This window comes from Rhizobium fabae (assembly GCF_003985135.1).
GTDB lineage: Bacteria > Pseudomonadota > Alphaproteobacteria > Rhizobiales > Rhizobiaceae > Rhizobium > Rhizobium pisi.
The window spans coordinates 174,088-190,655 of the sequence record NZ_ML133656.1 but is presented as its reverse complement, the minus strand read 5'-3'; the positions used below and the strand labels follow the sequence as shown (position 1 = coordinate 190,655).

17 protein-coding genes are annotated in these 16,568 nt (G+C 59.0%); 16 read left to right on the top strand and 1 reads right to left on the bottom strand.

Annotated elements, in window-relative coordinates; translation table 11 throughout:
- The first annotated feature begins 28 nt into the window (after positions 1 to 28).
- The 12 genes from EFB14_RS24205 (at position 29) to EFB14_RS24150 (ending at position 11,675) form a co-directional block, all read left to right on the top strand.
- Positions 29 to 889 (top strand): NAD-dependent epimerase/dehydratase family protein, encoded by an 861-nt coding sequence (locus EFB14_RS24205; RefSeq protein ID WP_126829178.1) that lies wholly within the window; start codon positions 29 to 31, stop codon positions 887 to 889.
- Positions 876 to 1,625, top strand: coding sequence for a GntR family transcriptional regulator (locus tag EFB14_RS24200; RefSeq protein ID WP_245438299.1), 750 nt, complete (start codon positions 876 to 878; stop codon positions 1,623 to 1,625). The genes EFB14_RS24205 and EFB14_RS24200 overlap by 14 nt, the downstream gene beginning before the upstream one ends.
- 13 nt (positions 1,626 to 1,638) lie before the next feature.
- On the top strand, positions 1,639 to 2,754 hold the full coding sequence (locus EFB14_RS24195) for an isocitrate/isopropylmalate dehydrogenase family protein (RefSeq protein WP_097600961.1): 1,116 nt from the start codon (positions 1,639 to 1,641) through the stop codon (positions 2,752 to 2,754).
- The gene (locus tag EFB14_RS24190) at positions 2,751 to 3,080 is read left to right on the top strand and encodes a putative quinol monooxygenase (RefSeq protein ID WP_097600962.1); all 330 of its coding nucleotides are present in this window, start codon (positions 2,751 to 2,753) and stop codon (positions 3,078 to 3,080) included. The genes EFB14_RS24195 and EFB14_RS24190 overlap by 4 nt, the downstream gene beginning before the upstream one ends.
- Entirely contained in the window at positions 3,077 to 3,787 is a 711-nt protein-coding gene (locus tag EFB14_RS24185) for a haloacid dehalogenase type II (protein ID WP_097600963.1), read from the top strand. Before EFB14_RS24190 ends, EFB14_RS24185 begins: the two co-directional genes overlap by 4 nt.
- Before the next feature lie 14 nt (positions 3,788 to 3,801).
- Positions 3,802 to 5,280, top strand: a complete 1,479-nt coding sequence (locus tag EFB14_RS24180; RefSeq protein WP_097600964.1) for an aldehyde dehydrogenase — start codon at positions 3,802 to 3,804, stop codon at positions 5,278 to 5,280.
- 3 nt (positions 5,281 to 5,283) lie between these two features.
- Entirely contained in the window at positions 5,284 to 6,552 is a 1,269-nt protein-coding gene (gene otnK, locus EFB14_RS24175; protein WP_097600965.1) for a 3-oxo-tetronate kinase, read from the top strand.
- Positions 6,552 to 7,199, top strand: a complete 648-nt coding sequence (gene otnC, locus EFB14_RS24170) for a 3-oxo-tetronate 4-phosphate decarboxylase (RefSeq protein WP_126829177.1) — start codon at positions 6,552 to 6,554, stop codon at positions 7,197 to 7,199. Before otnK ends, otnC begins: the two co-directional genes overlap by 1 nt.
- 46 nt (positions 7,200 to 7,245) lie before the next feature.
- Positions 7,246 to 8,562, top strand: a complete 1,317-nt coding sequence (locus tag EFB14_RS24165) for an MFS transporter (protein WP_126829176.1) — start codon at positions 7,246 to 7,248, stop codon at positions 8,560 to 8,562.
- A 48-nt stretch (positions 8,563 to 8,610) separates the two neighbouring features.
- Positions 8,611 to 9,333, top strand: coding sequence for a haloacid dehalogenase type II (locus EFB14_RS24160; RefSeq protein ID WP_126829175.1), 723 nt, complete (start codon positions 8,611 to 8,613; stop codon positions 9,331 to 9,333).
- Positions 9,334 to 9,400: 67 nt separating this feature from the next.
- The gene (locus EFB14_RS24155; RefSeq protein WP_126829174.1) at positions 9,401 to 10,255 is read left to right on the top strand and encodes an NAD-dependent epimerase/dehydratase family protein; all 855 of its coding nucleotides are present in this window, start codon (positions 9,401 to 9,403) and stop codon (positions 10,253 to 10,255) included.
- 124 nt (positions 10,256 to 10,379) lie between these two features.
- Positions 10,380 to 11,675 (top strand): DUF3422 domain-containing protein, encoded by a 1,296-nt coding sequence (locus EFB14_RS24150; protein ID WP_097600992.1) that lies wholly within the window; start codon positions 10,380 to 10,382, stop codon positions 11,673 to 11,675.
- 132 nt (positions 11,676 to 11,807) lie between these two features.
- Here EFB14_RS24150 and EFB14_RS24145 read toward each other — a convergent pair whose 3' ends face one another.
- Positions 11,808 to 12,848 carry a LacI family DNA-binding transcriptional regulator gene (locus EFB14_RS24145; protein ID WP_126829173.1) on the bottom strand — a complete coding sequence of 347 codons (1,041 nt, stop codon included), beginning with the start codon at positions 12,846 to 12,848 and terminating at the stop codon, positions 11,808 to 11,810.
- 202 nt (positions 12,849 to 13,050) lie between these two features.
- Here EFB14_RS24145 and EFB14_RS24140 point away from each other — a divergent pair, with 202 nt between their 5' ends.
- From EFB14_RS24140 to EFB14_RS24125, 4 genes are read left to right on the top strand one after another with little or no spacing between them, the layout of a single operon-like run.
- Positions 13,051 to 14,139 (top strand): fatty acid desaturase family protein, encoded by a 1,089-nt coding sequence (locus tag EFB14_RS24140; RefSeq protein ID WP_126829172.1) that lies wholly within the window; start codon positions 13,051 to 13,053, stop codon positions 14,137 to 14,139.
- 21 nt (positions 14,140 to 14,160) lie between these two features.
- On the top strand, positions 14,161 to 14,475 hold the full coding sequence (locus EFB14_RS24135) for a MocE family 2Fe-2S type ferredoxin (RefSeq protein ID WP_028758296.1): 315 nt from the start codon (positions 14,161 to 14,163) through the stop codon (positions 14,473 to 14,475).
- Positions 14,476 to 14,486: 11 nt separating this feature from the next.
- Positions 14,487 to 15,713, top strand: a complete 1,227-nt coding sequence (locus EFB14_RS24130; protein ID WP_126829171.1) for an NAD(P)/FAD-dependent oxidoreductase — start codon at positions 14,487 to 14,489, stop codon at positions 15,711 to 15,713.
- 43 nt (positions 15,714 to 15,756) lie between these two features.
- Positions 15,757 to 16,557, top strand: coding sequence for a 3-methyl-2-oxobutanoate hydroxymethyltransferase (locus tag EFB14_RS24125; protein ID WP_126829170.1), 801 nt, complete (start codon positions 15,757 to 15,759; stop codon positions 16,555 to 16,557).
- Positions 16,558 to 16,568 lie beyond the last annotated feature (11 nt).

The window sequence follows — 16,568 nt, the reverse complement described above, 5'->3', positions numbered from 1 at the left end:
ATAACAGATATTCAGGAGGAATATTTCAATGCGAGTAATAGTGACAGGCGGAAGCGGCAAACTTGGCCGGGCCACGATCAAGGATCTTCTCGAGAACGGCCACGACGTCGTCAACGCCGATACAGTCGAGCCGCGATCGAACACGTGCCCGTTCATCAAGGTCGACTTCGAGGACATGCGGGCGACCATGGAGGCCATCGCTGGCTACGATTGGAATCACGACCGGAGGACCGATGCCGTAGTGCATCTGGCCGCCGTCCCGATGCCGGGCCGTGTTCCCCCGGCCGAGGTCTTCCGGGTGAATACGATCGCGACCTTCAACGTGTTCGAATCCTGCAGGCTGCTCGGCATCAAGAACATTGTCTGGGCATCAAGCGAGACGCTGCTCGGCATCCCTTACGCGATCAAGCCGGACTACTTCCCTGCCGACGAGGAGTATGAATCCCGCCCCGAAACGTCCTACTCGCTCTCCAAGCACCTCGGCGAGGAGATGGCCAAGCAGTATTGCCGCTGGGACAAGGATTTCAAGATCGTCTGCCTCCGCTTCTCTAACGTTATGGACGAGAGCGAATATGCGGGCTTCCCGGACTTCGAGAAGGACCCAGGCAGCCGTCGCTTTAACCTGTGGACCTACATCGATGCCCGCGACGGTGCGCAGGCCATCAGGCTCTCGCTTGAATGGCAGGGTACGGGTGCTGAAGTCTTCATCATCGCTAACGACGATAGCGTGATGAGCACGTCAAACGAAGAGCTCGTGGCGAAATGGTATCCGGGCGTTCCGTTCAAGCGTCCGGCCCACGGGACCGAAACCTTGCTTTCGATCGAGAAAGCTAGGTCCGTTCTCGGATATAAGCCTGAGCACAGTTGGCGCAGATATGCCGAAGGCTAAACAAACCAGCCAGACCAGGAGGAATCACATGGCGTCGACCAGTCAATCCGAAACGGCCGAGATCAGGGAGGAATCCTTTGCGAAAACTATGACCGCGACGGCTCACCTCAAGCTTCGGCAGCTTATCTTGAACAACAAATGGCCGCCTGGCTTCCAGGCAACCGAGCAGGAGGTCGCTTCTCAGCTCGGCATGAGTCGCACCCCTGTCCGCGAGGCGCTCATGCGCCTGCAGCAGGACGGTCTCGTTTCTGTGATCCCCCGCCACGGCATGCGTGTTCTTCCCGTGTCGACGGCGGATATGAAGGAGATCTACGAGATCCTCACGTCCCTCGAAAGTACGGCGGCCGAACTAGCCGCCGGGCGCGGCCTTACCGAGGAGCAGCTTCATGGTCTGGAAAGGGCGACCGCCGACATGGATCACGCATTGTCGGAAGACGATCTGGAAGGCTGGGCGCAGGCCGATGCGCGGTTCCACGAACAGCTCTTGGAGCTGGGCGGAAACCAGATGCTGAAGTCGGTGGTGCTCAACTTCATCGACCGTGCACATCGCGTTCGGATGCTGACTTTGAAGATGCGTCCGAAGCCCGTGAATTCCACGCGCGAACACGCCGCTCTGGTGGAGGCAATTCGCGCAGGAGACCGCGAGAAGGCCAGAAACATTCACAGGGCGCACCGCGAGCGTGCGGGCACGGAACTGCTCGCTCTCCTCGAACGCCTCGGGCTCAATCATCTTTAGAATAGGCTGAATAATGTCATCCCTGAAAAACTCGTTCAAGATCGCAGTCCTTCCTGGAGACGGTATCGGCCGCGAGGTCATGCCCGCTTGCCTCGAAGTCATCGACGCTGCCGTCAAGGTGGCTGGCGCACCACCCATGTCCTTCGAAACCCATCAGGCAGGCGCACAATTCTACGCCGAGTCCGGGGAAGCCCTGCCCGCGAGCGCTCTTGAAGCATGCCGCAAGGCCGATGCGATCCTTTTCGGCGCCATGGGCTGGCCAGACATCCGCTTCCCTGATGGCACGGAGATCATTCCCCAGCTCGACCTGCGCATGGAGTTCGGCCTTTTCGCAGGGGTACGCCCCATCCGCTGGTTTCCGGGACTACCAAAGGTGCTGTCAGATCCGCGTGCAGAAGGGATCGATTTCGTCCTTATCCGCGAACAGACCGAAGGCCTGTTCTACGCCCGAGGCCGTGGAGAGATCCGGGACGACCAGGAAGCTTACGACACGATGCAGATCACCCGCGCGGGTACCGAGCGGGTCACCGAATTCGCCTTCCAGATCGCAGCGCAGCGCAAGCGCCGTGGGAGGCCCGGTGTTGTTACCTGCGTGGACAAGGCCAACGTCTTCAGCTCGATGGCCTTCTTCAGGAAGATTTTCGACGAAGTGGCAGAGAAGCATCCGGACGTCCAGAAGGACTACGCCTACGTCGATGCGCTTGCGCTCAATATGGTGAAGAAGCCTTGGGCCCTAGACGTTCTCGTGACTGAGAACATGTTCGGTGACATTCTGTCCGACCTCGCAGCCGGACTGATCGGCGGCATGGGAATGGCCGCCTCCGCCGACATCGGCGAGCACTACGGACTGTTCCAGCCCGCTCACGGAACGGCGCCTGACATCGCCGGGAAAGGCGTCGCCAACCCCAGCGCCATGATCCTGTCGGGAGCAATGATGCTCGACTGGCTGGCGGTGAAGCATCGCGAGCCGAAACTTGCTGATGCCGCGCGTCTTATCGAGGCTGCGGTCGAGCACACCCTCTCCACGAAGACCGCGGTTCCGATGGAATACGGCGGCGGAGCCAACTGCGCGGACATGACCCGCAGCGTCATCGGCGCGCTCGGCGCTGTCCGGAAGGAAGTCGCATGAGCGCGGCCGCTTGCACGGGATACGTCGTCGTCGTCGAATTCATCGTCCAGAGAGAGTTCGCAGAGCGCTTCCACGTGGCGATAATCGAGAACGCCGCCAAATCGCTCCGTGACGAACAGAATTGCCAAGTGTTCGACGTCTGCCGCGATCCAAAGCGACCGGAGCGCATCTACCTCTATGAAGTTTACGGCTCAAAGGCTGATTTCGACTTCCACCTGAAGACGCCGCACTTTCTCAGCTTTGATGGGACCGTTCGCGACTGGGTCGCCGAAAAGCACGTCGAGACGTTCGAACGGGTGTCGGCAGGAAAGAAGGAACAATTGTGATGTCCGGTATCAAGGCGATTGTCTTTGACACTTTCGGCACGGTCGTCGACTGGCACGGCTCAATCATTCGCGATCTTACGGCATGGGGAAACGCCCAGGATATGAACGTCGATTGGGCCGATCTCGTCGACCGCTGGCGTGATCGCTACAATCCGCAGAAGGCGCGCGTGCGAAGCGGCGAGCTGCCGTGGACGAACCTCGACGAACTGCATTTCGACGCACTTAAGGCGGTTTTCGACGAGATGGCACTTCCCGAGTTTGATCACGACCGAATGATGCATATCAACAGGGTCTGGCATCGTCTGGAAGGCTGGCCGGACGCCTCGCGCGGCCTGCACAGGCTGAAGACAAAGTTCATTATTGGCCCCCTGTCGAACGCCAATGTCGCCATCCTGGTCAACATGGCGAAGCACGCAGACCTTCCTTGGGACAACGTGTTCTCCTGCGAGTTATTCCAACACTACAAGCCCGATCCCGAGACCTATCTCGGTGTCTGCAAGCTCCTCTATCTGGAGCCGGACGCCGTCATGATGTGCGCCGCGCACAACTACGACCTGGCCGCCGCGCGCAGCCTGGGTCTCCGAACCGCATTCATCGCAAGACCCACCGAATACGGCAAGGGTCAGACAACCGACCTGACGGCCGAGCAGGACTGGGACTACGTCGCCGACGATCTCGAAGACCTTGCTCGACAGCTCGGATGCTAGAAGAGAGAAAGACAATGCAGACATACAAGATGTTCATCGACGGCCGCTGGGAGGACGCTGCCAGCGGCGAGACCTTCGAGACGAAGAACCCCTTCAACGGCAAGGTCTGGGCAGCGATCCCGAAGGGCGGCAAGGAAGACGCCGAACGCGCGATCGAGGCTGCGTACCGGGCCTTCACCAGCGGCTCATGGCCGACGCTCACCGCCAGCGCACGCGGTCATCTTCTTCGACGCCTTGGTGACCTCATTGCAGAGAACGCCGAGCATCTCGCTCGGACCGAGGTCACTGATAACGGCAAGCTCATCAACGAGATGCTGTTCCAACTCAAGTACATTCCTCAGTGGTACTACTATTTCGGGGGTCTCGCCGACAAAATCGAAGGCGCGGTCATCCCAATCGACAAGCCGGAGACTTTCAACTTCACTCGGAACGAACCGCTCGGCGTGTGCGTGGGCATCACGCCATGGAACTCCCCCCTTCTGCTGCTTGCCTACAAGCTGGCGCCGGCGCTCGCTGCTGGGAACACTTTTGTCGCAAAGCCGTCCGAGTTCACGTCCGCCTCCACATTGGAATTCGCCAAGCTTGTCGAACAGGCAGGCTTTCCAGCGGGCGTCTTCAACGTCGTCACTGGTTTCGGTGCGGATGTCGGCGGGACGCTGACCACGCACAAGCACGTCGCCAAGATCGCCTTTACGGGCAGCGAAGCGACCGGGCGCAAGATCGGCGAGCTAGCTGCCCGCAACTTCAAGAAGGTCACCCTCGAGCTCGGCGGCAAGAGCCCCAACATCGTCTTCGACGACGCCGAGATCGACAACGCGGTGAACGGGGTCATTTCAGGCATCTTTGCAGCGACTGGCCAGACCTGCATCGCGGGTTCGCGCCTTCTCGTCCAGCGCAGCATCCACGACCAGTTCCTGGAGAAGATCGTCAATCTCGCCAAGACGGCGCGCATGGGTGACCCGCTGTTGACGAACACGCAGGTCGGCCCTGTGACGACGCCGCCGCAGCTCGAGAAGATCCTCGGATACATCGATATCGCTAAGAACGAAGGCGCGGAATGCGTTCTCGGTGGCGGCAGACCGAGCAATCCCGAACTTTCCAACGGATGGTTCGTCGAGCCAACCATCTTCTCGGGCGTCCGCAACGACATGCGGATCGCGCAAGAAGAAGTCTTCGGTCCCGTGCTTTCGGTAATCCCGTTCGACACCGATGAGGAAGCGGTGCATATCGCCAACGACACGAACTACGGCCTTGCCGCCGGGTTCTGGACGCAGGACATGCGCCGCATCCTCAAGGTCTCGGCAGCCATCCAGGCGGGCACCGTCTGGGTGAACACTTACCGCGTCATCAGCTACATGTCGCCGCTCGGCGGTTACAAGCACTCCGGCATCGGACGCGAGAACGGCATGGCCTCGATCCAGCAGTACATGCAGACGAAGAGCGTGATGATCTCGACGGCCGAGGACGTTGCCAACCCCTTCATCATGAGGTGATCCATGGCAATCTCCGGAAAGCTGGTCGTCGGCTGCGTGGCAGACGACTTCACGGGAGCGACGGACGTCGCCAATATCTTCGCACGGGGCGGGCTGAAAGCCACAGTCGTCATTGGCGTTCCCGATGATGACCGGGAAATCGACGCCGACGCCATCGTCGTCGCGCTGAAGACGAGGACGATCGCCAAAAAAGCGGCGGTCGAGGAATCGCTGACGGCTCTCCGGTGGGTTCGACGTCGAGGAGCGGAGAAATTCTTCTTCAAATACTGCTCGACCTTCGATTCCACGGCCGAAGGTAACATCGGGCCGGTTACGGATGCCATGTTGGCGGAGATTGGGGAAACCTTCACCATCGCGTGTCCGGCGTTTCCGGCGAACGCTCGGACGATCTATAAGGGCAACCTGTTCGTCGGCGACGTGCCGCTAAACGAGTCGGGAATGCGCAACCATCCGCTGACACCGATGACGGATGCAAACCTGCTACGGGTTCTCGGCCCGCAGTCCAAGGCCGAGATCTGCGGCTGCTACTATGACACCGTAAAGCACGGGGCATCCGCGATCGGCGAATGGCTTGCGACAGCGGACAAGGGTGCGTCCCAGATCGCTGTCGTCGACGCGATAACCGATGGGGATCTCATCGAGATCGCGAAAGGGTTCAAGGATCTCAAGCTGTTCACCGGAGCGTCCGGTCTTGCCTACGGGCTGACTCATTATCTCGTTCGTGACCAGGCCAGCCCGGAAGTCCCTCTCTCTCTCGGTAGGGAGGGACATCGCGCGGTTATTTCCGGGAGTTGCTCCGTCGCCACCAACGATCAGGTTGCGGCAATGCTGGCCGATCACGAGGGTTTCCGGATCGACGTTGCAAGGCTCGCTGAAGGAAGAGATGTCGTCCGAGAGGCTATCGAGTGGTCGTCCGGACGGCTCGGCAAGAAGCCGCTGCTCATCTACGCCACCGCCCAGCCCGACGAGGTGAAGGCCAACCAGCGCAGGATGGGTGTCTCGGCATCCGGCGACCTTGTAGAGAAGGCCCTGTCTGAGATCGCGCGCAAGCTAGTAGAGAACGGAGTGAACGAACTGATCGTGGCCGGAGGAGAGACGTCCGGTGCCGTCGTGAAGTCGCTCGGCGTTGACCAGCTCGCGATCGGCAACGAAATCGCTCCCGGCGTGCCGTGGGTCGGAGCGATGAGCAATGGTCGCCCCCTCTCGCTTGCGTTGAAGTCCGGCAACTTCGGTGGCCGGCGTTTCTTCATCGATGCATGGGATCGTCTCTGATGACCGCGACGATATCCGAGGAAACAAAGGTTCGAGACGAGATCGTCGACGTGGGCAAGTCGCTTTTCGACCGGGGCCTGACAGCCGGCTCGACAGGAAACATAAGCGTCCGGCTTTCGGATGGTCGCATGCTAATGACACCGACAAACGCGTCGCTCGGCGGGCTCGATCCGGCAAGGCTCTCCTGCTTCTCGGCCCACGGCGTGCACGAGAGCGGAGACAATCCGACCAAGGAGGCTTTCCTTCATCAGTGCATGTACTGCGGCAAGCATGGTCGGCGCGCGGTCGTGCATCTGCACTCGACCTATTCGGTGGCCGTCAGCATTCTCAGACACGTTAACGAGCGGGACGTAATGCCGCCATTGACAGCCTATTACGTCATGCGCGTCGGCTTCCTGCCGCTTGTGCCGTATTTTCCTCCCGGAGCCGAAGCCCTGGCCGCGGCGGTAGGAGCCGCCGCGGCAGATCATCATGCCGTGCTGATGGCTAACCATGGTCCGGTCGTCGCGGGGAAGACTCTCAAGGATGCCCAGTACGCAACGGAAGAACTGGAGGAAACTGCAAAGCTCTTCATGTTGCTGCAGAATCATGAAATCCGACCGCTCACACAGGAGCAGAGGAGCACTCTGATCGACCAGTCAAAGTGACGGGCCTAGGCGGAGCAAAACACATATATAATCGTGAGGAGAACGCATGATGGAACGCGCCGACAATGCGACGATATCGCGCGTCGAAAGAGTGGGCGAGGACACAGAGGACGCCCTCTACAGAAAGGTAACGCTGCGGCTGCTGCCAATCCTTCTTGCCTGCTACACGATTTCGTACCTGGACCGCATCAACATCAGCTTCGCCAAGATCCCCATGAATGCTGAGCTAAACTTTAGTGAGGCAGTTTACGGGCTCGGAGCTGGGCTGTTCTTCATCGGCTACGCACTTGCCGAAGTCCCGAGCAACTTGATGCTTCACCGCTTTGGAGCGAGACGGTGGCTGGCGCGAATCCTGTTTACCTGGGGCTGCATCTCCATGGCGATGCTGTTCGTGTACTCGGAACTCTCCTTCTACTTTCTTCGAATCATGCTTGGTATTGGCGAAGCCGGGCTCTTTCCGGGTGTAATCTTCTATCTGCTCAATTGGTATCCGGCCCATCGCCGCGCACGCATCACGTCGCTGCTCTATCTCGCAGCGCCCTTCGCTGGCGTGTTAGGCGCTCCGGTGTCGGCATTCATCATCGCTGGAACACATGGCGCGCTAGGTATGTCAGGCTGGCAATGGATGTTCCTACTCGAAGGACTTCCGGCTGTATTGATGGCGCTCGTCGTCTTCAAATGGCTGACCAACAGCATCGAGGAAGCTTCGTGGCTTTCGCCTTCCGAGAAGAAGACGCTGCGTGGCAATCTCAATACCGAAGACCTTCGCAAGCATGACATCGACTTCAGGGCTATCTTCTCCGACAAAGGCGTGCTGCTGCTCGCGGGCATCCTGTTCGGGATCGTTCTCTCCCAGACAGGCGTCTTCTTCTACATGCCGTCACTCATCCGAAATGCGGGCGTGACCGACACTATCGAGCTGGGGATATTATCGGCGGTCCCATACGGGGCGGCGGTCGTCGTTATGCTGCTCGTCAACCGTCATTCGGACAATGTCGGCGAGCGCCGCTGGCACCTGTTTGCTAGCTGTATGCTTGGCATCTCGGGCTTCATCGTCAGCACGGTCTTCAAGGCGAACATAGTGCTAGTCGTCCTTGGCATGAGCATGGCGATCAGCGGCGTCATGGCATCGCTTCCTGTCTTCTGGACGCTTCCGACTGCGGTGCTGAAGGGCAAGGCTGCGGCTACGGGTATCGCGTTCGTTAACAGCATCGGCCTCACCGCCGGTTTCGTCGCACCCTTCATCATCGGTTACCTGACGACCATGACGGGAAGCCCGGACACCGGCATCTATCTCGTCGCAGCCGTCTGGACCGTTACTGCGCTGATCGCTCTGATGTACGTGAAGCCCAAAATTGTCTGATCGAATGGCGGGCAACAGCGTCCGGCCGCTCAAAAAGGAGACTTTGAGATGCCCGATTTCAAGGACGTAAAGCTTCTCGGTTTCGACGTGTTCGGCACCGTTGTCGACTGGCGAGGCAGTGTCGCTCGTCACGTCGAGAAGTTCTTTTCCTCGCAAGGCACCGCTATTGATCCGTATAAATTCGCCACCGACTGGCGCTCTCTCTATCAGCCGGCAATGGAAAGAGTTCGTACGGGTGAGCGCTCCTGGGTACCCCTTGACGTCTTGAACCTGGAAAATCTGAAAGTGACTTTGGCTTACAGCGGCGTCGATGCTACACGGTTTACTGCGCAAAGCCTCGATAATCTTAACAAGGCCTGGGAAAGGCTCGACCCGTGGCCGGACTCGGTCGCCGCGATCGATCGCCTTAAGCGGAGATTCGCCGTCGGTCCGATCTCTAACGGACACGTGGCGGGTATGCTGTGGCTCTCCAAGTATGCCTCCTTGCGTTGGGACGTCATTCTGGGCGCCGAAACGGCGAAGAACTACAAACCACGTCCCGAGGTCTATTTCAGGTCGGCGGAGAGCGCCGGCCTGTCGGTCGAGGAGACCGCGATGGTCGCCGCCCACAATGACGATCTTGAGGCTGCGCGAGGGTGCGGAATGAAGACCTTTTTCGTCCTTAGGTCGACCGAACATGGGCCGGATCAGACCACTGATCTGGTGGCCGACGACGAGTGCGACATAGCTGTCAAGGATCTGGCAGAGCTCGCCGACGTTCTCGGATGCTAAGGGAAAAGGCGCTGAAGTTGAGACATTTTTGCATCGACGCCTAGAAGCTACGAAGGGAGATTATCTCATGAAAATTCTGGTAACTGGAAGCAGTGGAAGAGTTGGACGGGCTGCGATTGAGCGCCTTCTTGAAGAGGGGCATCAGGTTATCGGGATTGATGCGGCACCATCCTCCGACACCAGATGGCCCTCCGCTAAGGTTGACATGCGGGATTACGGCCAGGTTCTGGATGCGGTCGTTGACCTCGAACCGAAAATTGATGCGATTGTTCATCTTGCTGCGATTGTGGGCGCGAAAGTCGCTCCGAGCACGCACATATTTCACACAAATACCGCCATCAGTTACAATGTTTTCCAGGCGGCAAAGATCGCAGGCGTCAAAAACATTGTTTTTGCAAGCAGCGAGACCCTGCTTGGCATCCCGTTTACCGAGCCACCTCCCTATTTCCCGGTCGACGATAGCGTCACCTCAAAGCCGGAAAGTAGTTACGCTCTGTCCAAACTTGTGGACGAAGCCGTCGCAGCCGAGTTTTGCCGTTGGGATCCTTCTCTCAAGATGATTGGTCTGCGGTTTTCCTGGGTAAAGGAACCCCACCAATACAATGAGTTCAAGGCTACCGAACAGAATCCAGAACTTCAGAAATGGAACCTGTGGTCTTACGTCGACAGCCGCGACTGTGCCCAAGCTATTTCGCTTGCGTTGAACTCAGACCTCAGCGGGTTCCATCATTTTGTGATCGCAGCAGATGATACCGTAATGGCGCAGCCAACACATGCGCTTATGGCCACCTACTATCCCGATGTTCGGATCCAAGGACAGATTGAAGAGCATGGCAGCCTCGTTTCAAGCCGGTTAGCCCGAGACGTTCTCGGATATTGTCCGAAATATAGCTGGCGCGACAATCGTGCGGACGTTTCTTAGAGGGTAGACGTTCAGCGGCTCTTCACGGAGCACTCACCGGGCCGGTGGATTCTTTGCGCCAGCGGGGCTGTCAAGTTGATTGCGTACGGTTCATATAGGTTCGCCGGTTCGGGTGTTGATGGGAATGGGGAAAATAGACGTGACTTTTAATTGCGCAGAAGAACCAGTTTCGGTGACCACACCAGCTTCCACGCTCCATGTCTCCAGTCCACCTCCTTTTAAGCTGGAGACAGCCGACTTCAACTCCGAGCTTCACGCGCGGCCGTCGATCTATTTCACCGGTCCGGCGATCGTCGAGCACATTGCTTTCATGCCCTTGGATGGGGCGATCAAGGAGTTCCACGATAGCCTGAAAGTCGATGACGAGATTTCAGTCAGGGTCGAACGGCATACTGAATTCGTCACGGTCACACGCCTGCGGAAATTGCATTCGGAGCCCGGGCGTTGGCCGGAATCGGATCTCACCGAGGATGATTTTGCGCGGCTGGCAGGTTTGTATGCTCCTCGTCTTGTTTGCCACGTCAGTATCCTTGTCCTGGGAGATCCTCCTGAGGAATTGGGACCGGTTCTGAAATCCTTCGATTTCGGCGATACCGCGGCGTCTTCGATTGGTGGTGGGTCGGCGCAAGTCTGCTCCGATTTTCGGGTCAGACCTGACAATTCAAGCAGGATCATCCTGTTCAACAAGGACCTGAACGCGCATCGCCTGGGGCGCATGGTGCGTCGCATCTGCGAGGTAGAAACCTATAGAGCAATGGCACTGCTCGGATTGCCGGAGGCGCGACGCCTTGCCCCCCTTCTCGGCGCATATGATGCGGAGCTCGTTCAACTGACCAATCGCAACTTGAGTACTCCGGCACATCAGCACAAGGACCTGCTTAACGAGATCACGGTTCTTTCGTCGCATATCATCTCGGCCACTGCAGAAACCAGAAACAGGTTCGGAGCGACCGCTGCCTACGCCAAAATCGTTGAAGAGCGGATAGCCCTCCTACGGGAAACCCATGTCCCCGGCTTCCAACGTTTTGGTACCTTTGTCGAACGACGTTTCAAGCCTGCAGTTCGAACCTGCGAGGCGACCGCCCTGAGGCTCGAGCAGCTATCTCGAGCTACGATGCACCTGCTCGATCTGCTGCAGACCCGAATTCAGGTCGAAATCGAATTTCAAAACGCGACACAGATTCAAGCAGTGGCCGATCGGGCTGCGACGCAGGTCAAGATCCAGCGCGCGGTCGAAGGCTTTTCGATTATCGCGATCAGCTATTATCTGATGAGCTTGCTGAAGTTGATATATGAGACAGCAGATCACGCGGGGTTCCATTTCGATCCGGTGATCATGCTTATTGCCGTTCCTGTGGTTGTTGGAACTGTTGCGATCACTATCCTCCGAGTCAGGCATGCTCTGAAAGGAGAGAACTAGAGCTGGAGGCGGTGGAAAATCCCTCAGACTTTGCCAACCCGATCTGCCCGCTCGCAGAGCCAGCTTCCCGGCTTGAGGTTAATGGACAACCCTCCGCAGCTCACAGTTTAAGACCTTAAGCAAGTCGCCGGACTATGCCGGCAAGTTTTCGGGAAAAACCACGTTGAACGGCAAAGTCCGGTTTGGCGCGACCGCGCGTAAGCCTGTGATGGATGCAATCATCTCGTCAATGACGGCACGTGCGAATGCCTCGACCGGTAAACAAAGGACGCAGGTGACAATACCGTCGATGAGGGCGGATCGTGTCGCGCCGGTGAGATCGTTGCATACAACGACTGGTCGCTGCCCACTGCTGTGCGTTCGAATTGCCTCAATGATACCGTCCCGTCCCCCACCCGCATCGTAGATCGCGGCCAGATCGACGTGACGGTCAAGGAGGATTGTCGTGACTTCTCGAGCCACCTCTGGATCATCGAGATTGACAATAGTCTCAAGCAGCCGCGCTTCGTCTCCTATTTCGCGGAAAAAGGATCGAAATCCTATCTCACTGACTTCTTGGCCTCGGTATCTATGACTTCCCACGAGTGTGGCAATTTTACCTTTGGCAGGGGCCATCCTGGAGATGATGAAAGCGCCTGTGCGGCCGACCTTGCGGCTATCTAGACCGATATACCCGGTGACCCCGCTGGCGGAAATTCCTGATAACAAAGTGAAGACTGACTTCCTTTGGAGATTTAATTCATCGATGGCTTCGACGACAAGCGGATGTTCGATCGCTACGCACGCAACTGCGTCGGTCCTGGTCCCTACCTCTAGAATTTTCTTTCCCAGCGACCTGGCAGAAATCTCGTCCACGAAGACGATCTCAAGCTTGCCGCTGACCTCGAGTCTCGACGAAAACTCTCGACGGAGAGCAGTGGCAACGTTCTGATAAAACGGATCCGCCTGCTTCTGAAGCACGAATCCTAGGCGAACGTTTGCGATCCTCGCCGACACCCGGCGCCGTATGAGGGGCAGCGCGTGATAACCGAGCTGCTCTGCAGCCTCTTTGACGCGATCGACAGTTTCTTTTCTCACGGGTGCCCTGCCGTTCAGGACCCTGTCGACTGTCGCCAAGCCAACGCCTGCAACCTGTGCGACATCGGCCGCTGTCGGTCTTCGTTTTGCCGCCAATTCCCATCCTCTTTCTATGCAAGGCTTCTACCTCGCCGCTGACAGGATTCCCCAGTCCCGTGGACTTGGCAAGCCGTATTTATGATAAGTTTATCATCAAATACTAGGCGACAATGATAAGTTTGATAGAAATCATCATCGCAGCGTTGAGATCGGAGCATGCCTTGCAATATCCTTTGTTCGTCTGACAGGAGACGCGGTGGTGGCAAGAGCAAAGCGACAAAGAGATTACGATCTACTCGGAGAGAGCGGCAGGACGGCGATAGAAAACGGCCTTGCAGCGGCTGAGTGGTATCATACGGAAATTCCGCGCAAGGAGATGAAGGCGCTGATGCAGCGCTCCGATGCGCCGGCCATCCGTGACACGGTCATCTGGCTCGGCAGCATGGTGGTCTTTGCCGGGCTCGGCATCTATTTCTGGGGTTCGTGGATCGCGCTGCCCTTCTTCCTCGCTTATGGCGTGCTCTATGGCTCAGCCTCCGACAGCCGCTGGCACGAATGCGGCCATGGCACCGCCTTCAAGACGCGCTGGATGAACGATGCCGTCTACCAGATCGCCTGCTTCATGATCATGCGCAATCCTGTGACCTGGCGCTGGAGCCATACGCGCCATCACACCGATACAGTCATCGTCGGCCGCGATCCGGAGATCGCCGTCATGCGGCCGCCGGACCTCCTCCGGCTAATCCTCAATTTCGTCGGCATTCTCGACGTCTGGCATGCCGTCGTCGATATGCTGCGCAATGCCTTCGGCGGCGTCAGCGCGGCGGAAAAGACCTTTATTCCGGAGATGGAGCAGCCGAAGGCTATCCGCTTCGCCCGTATCTGGCTGGCGATCTATCTGGCGACAATCGCCGTCGCGGTCGCCACCGGCTCGATCCTGCCGCTGATGCTGATCGGCCTGCCGCGCCTCTACGGCGCCTGGCACCATGTGCTGACCGGACTGCTGCAGCACGGCGGCCTGGCCGACAACGTCATCGACCACAGGCTGAACAGCCGCACGGTCTATATGAACCCGATCAGCCGCTTCATCTACTGGAACATGAACTACCACGTCGAGCACCACATGTTCCCGATGGTGCCCTACCATGCGCTGCCCCAGCTGCACGCGATGATCAAGCACGACCTGCCGGCACCGAACGCGTCGATCTTCTCCGGCTATCGCGAAATGATCCCGGCCTTCCTGCGCCAGTTGCGCAACGAGGACTATTTCCTGAAGCGCGAATTGCCGGCCACCGCGCGGCCCTATCGCGAGGAATTCCACAACGAGCTGGCTCCGGCCGCGCAATAACGACAATCGAGGGAGGATAAGATGAGCGGAAACTGGATCCAGGTTTGCGGCAAGGACGAGATCGACGAGGAGGATGTCATCCGCTTCGATCACGACGGGCGCACCTTCGCGGTCTATCGCAGCCCGGATGACGAATTCTTCGCCACCGACGGGCTCTGCACACACGAACATATCCATCTCGCCGACGGGCTTGTCATGGATGAGATCATCGAATGTCCGAAACATAACGGCCGCTTCAACTACAAGACGGGCGAAGCCAAGGGTGCGCCGGTCTGCGTCAATCTCAAGACCTATCCGGTCAAGATCGAAGACGGCGCCGTCTTCATCTCGCTCTGAGGGAGCTGGACGTGGCTCATTTCGTTATCTTGGGGGCAGGCGAATGCGGTGCGCGCGCCGCCTTCGCCTTGCGGGAAAAGGGCTTTGCCGGCGAAGTAACGCTAGTCGGCGCCGAGCCGCTTCCGCCCTATGAACGGCCGCCGCTCTCGAAGGCCGGCTCCACCGATGCAAGCGATCCGAAATTCATCGCGACGGCGGAAAAATATGTCGAAAACGGCATCCGGCTGCTGACCGGCCTCGAGGCAAGGGATCTCGACCCCGCATCTAGGACCGTCACGCTTTCGGACGGTACCGTGCTTTCCTACGACAAGCTTCTGCTTGCGACGGGTGCCGCTGCACGCTCCTTCCCCGGCGCGCCGCAGGGCAGCCCGCATATTCGCGCGCTGAGGACCCATCACGATGCGGCGGCGCTGCGTGATGTGATGAAGCCGGGACGGCATGTCGCCATCATCGGTGGCGGGTTCATCGGACTGGAGCTTGCGGCAACGGCGCGGCTGCTCGGCGCCGAGGTCACCGTCATCGAAGGGCTGGAACGCGTGCTGAAGCGCGGCGTGCCGGAGGAGATCGCCCATCTCATCACCCAGCGCCACCGCGCCGAGGGCGTCGACATCCGCTGCGGCGTCTCCATCGAGGCGCTGACTGCGGAAAACGGCAAAGCCCAGATCAGATTGTCGAGAGGTGAGGCGATCGAAGCCGATCTCGTCCTTGTCGGCATCGGTGCCCGACCGAATGTCGAGATCGCCGAAAGAGCGGGCCTCGCCATCGACAACGGCATTGCCGTCGACATCCATCTCCGGACCTCCGCAGCGGATGTTTTTGCCGCCGGCGACTGCTGCTCCTTTCCGCTGTCGATCTATGGCGGCCGGCGGGTACGGCTCGAATCCTGGCGCAGCGCCCAGGAGCAGGGCACTTTGGCTGCGGCGAACATGCTCGGCCTCGACGAGGCCGTTTCATCCGTGCCGTGGTTCTGGTCGGATCAATACGACATGACGCTGCAGATTGCGGGTCTTGCCGAAGGAGCCGTCACGCATCATCGCCGCGATCTCGGCGCAGGCGCCTTCATTCTCTTCCATCTCGACGCCACCGGCCGATTGATCGCCGCAAGCGGCATCGGGCTAGGCAATGCCGTGGCACGTGACATCAGGCTCGCCGAAATGCTGATCGCCGCGCGTGCCCATCCGGACCCGGCAGCACTCGCAGCCACCGACATCAAGCTGAAATCTCTGCTGGCCGCGTGAGCTGGCCGATATTTTCACCCGGTATTTTCAAAGGAATTTGACGATGAAGAAACATAGACGCGCAACCGTCGCCGATCTGCTTGCGGAAAAAGGCAAGCGCCAGCTCACCATGCTGCGCGTCACCACGCTGGAGGAGGCGGAAGCCGCCGAAAAAGCGGGCATCGATATCGTCTCGGTGCCGCCCTCGCTGCTCGGGCCGGTCTTTCGCGAGGCCGCGCCCACTCCCTTTGCCATTCCGGGGCTCGAATATGGCGACCATGTCTCGGCGGAGGACTATCTGCGTGCGGCTTTCGCGGCGCTGAAGGCCGGTGGCGATGCGGTATATTGCGCCGCAAGCCTGCAGACGATCCGGCGCCTGCGGGACGAGGGCATCCCTGTCTGCGGCCATCTCGGGCTGATCCCTTCGAAGGCGACCTGGACCGGCGGCTTCCGCGCCGTCGGCAAGACGGCGGCAAGTGCGGCCGAGATCTGGCGGCAGACCAGGGCGCTGGAAGAGGCCGGTGCTTTCGCCGCCGAAATCGAAGTCGTGCCTGGGGATGTCGCCGCGGCCATCAGCAGCAACACCTCGATGCTGATGATCTCGATGGGCGCGGGCAGCGGCTGCGACGCCCAATATCTCTTCGCCGACGACGTGCTCGGCGCCAACCGCGACCACTATCCGCGCCATGCCAAAGTCTATCGCAACTTCGCCGCCGAACATGATCGGCTGCAGCGCGAGCGCATCGCCGCCTTCAGCGAATTTGCCGAAGATGTGCGCTCTGGAGCCTATCCGGAAAAGCGCCACCTCGTCGGCATCGATACCGAGGAGATGGACACGTTCATCAAACTGATGGATCAAGCCTGAACGAGTCTTGT

Coding starts and splice junctions, on each gene's coding strand:
- EFB14_RS24205 (WP_126829178.1), top strand. CDS start 29: ATGCGAGTAATAGTGACAGGCGGAAGCGGCAAACTTGGCCGGGCCACG.
- EFB14_RS24160 (WP_126829175.1), top strand. CDS start 8,611: ATGCCCGATTTCAAGGACGTAAAGCTTCTCGGTTTCGACGTGTTCGGC.
- EFB14_RS24165 (WP_126829176.1), top strand. CDS start 7,246: ATGATGGAACGCGCCGACAATGCGACGATATCGCGCGTCGAAAGAGTG.
- EFB14_RS24200 (WP_245438299.1), top strand. CDS start 876: ATGCCGAAGGCTAAACAAACCAGCCAGACCAGGAGGAATCACATGGCG.
- EFB14_RS24155 (WP_126829174.1), top strand. CDS start 9,401: ATGAAAATTCTGGTAACTGGAAGCAGTGGAAGAGTTGGACGGGCTGCG.
- EFB14_RS24180 (WP_097600964.1), top strand. CDS start 3,802: ATGCAGACATACAAGATGTTCATCGACGGCCGCTGGGAGGACGCTGCC.
- EFB14_RS24190 (WP_097600962.1), top strand. CDS start 2,751: ATGAGCGCGGCCGCTTGCACGGGATACGTCGTCGTCGTCGAATTCATC.
- otnK (WP_097600965.1), top strand. CDS start 5,284: ATGGCAATCTCCGGAAAGCTGGTCGTCGGCTGCGTGGCAGACGACTTC.
- EFB14_RS24125 (WP_126829170.1), top strand. CDS start 15,757: ATGAAGAAACATAGACGCGCAACCGTCGCCGATCTGCTTGCGGAAAAA.
- EFB14_RS24195 (WP_097600961.1), top strand. CDS start 1,639: ATGTCATCCCTGAAAAACTCGTTCAAGATCGCAGTCCTTCCTGGAGAC.
- EFB14_RS24135 (WP_028758296.1), top strand. CDS start 14,161: ATGAGCGGAAACTGGATCCAGGTTTGCGGCAAGGACGAGATCGACGAG.
- EFB14_RS24150 (WP_097600992.1), top strand. CDS start 10,380: ATGGGGAAAATAGACGTGACTTTTAATTGCGCAGAAGAACCAGTTTCG.
- otnC (WP_126829177.1), top strand. CDS start 6,552: ATGACCGCGACGATATCCGAGGAAACAAAGGTTCGAGACGAGATCGTC.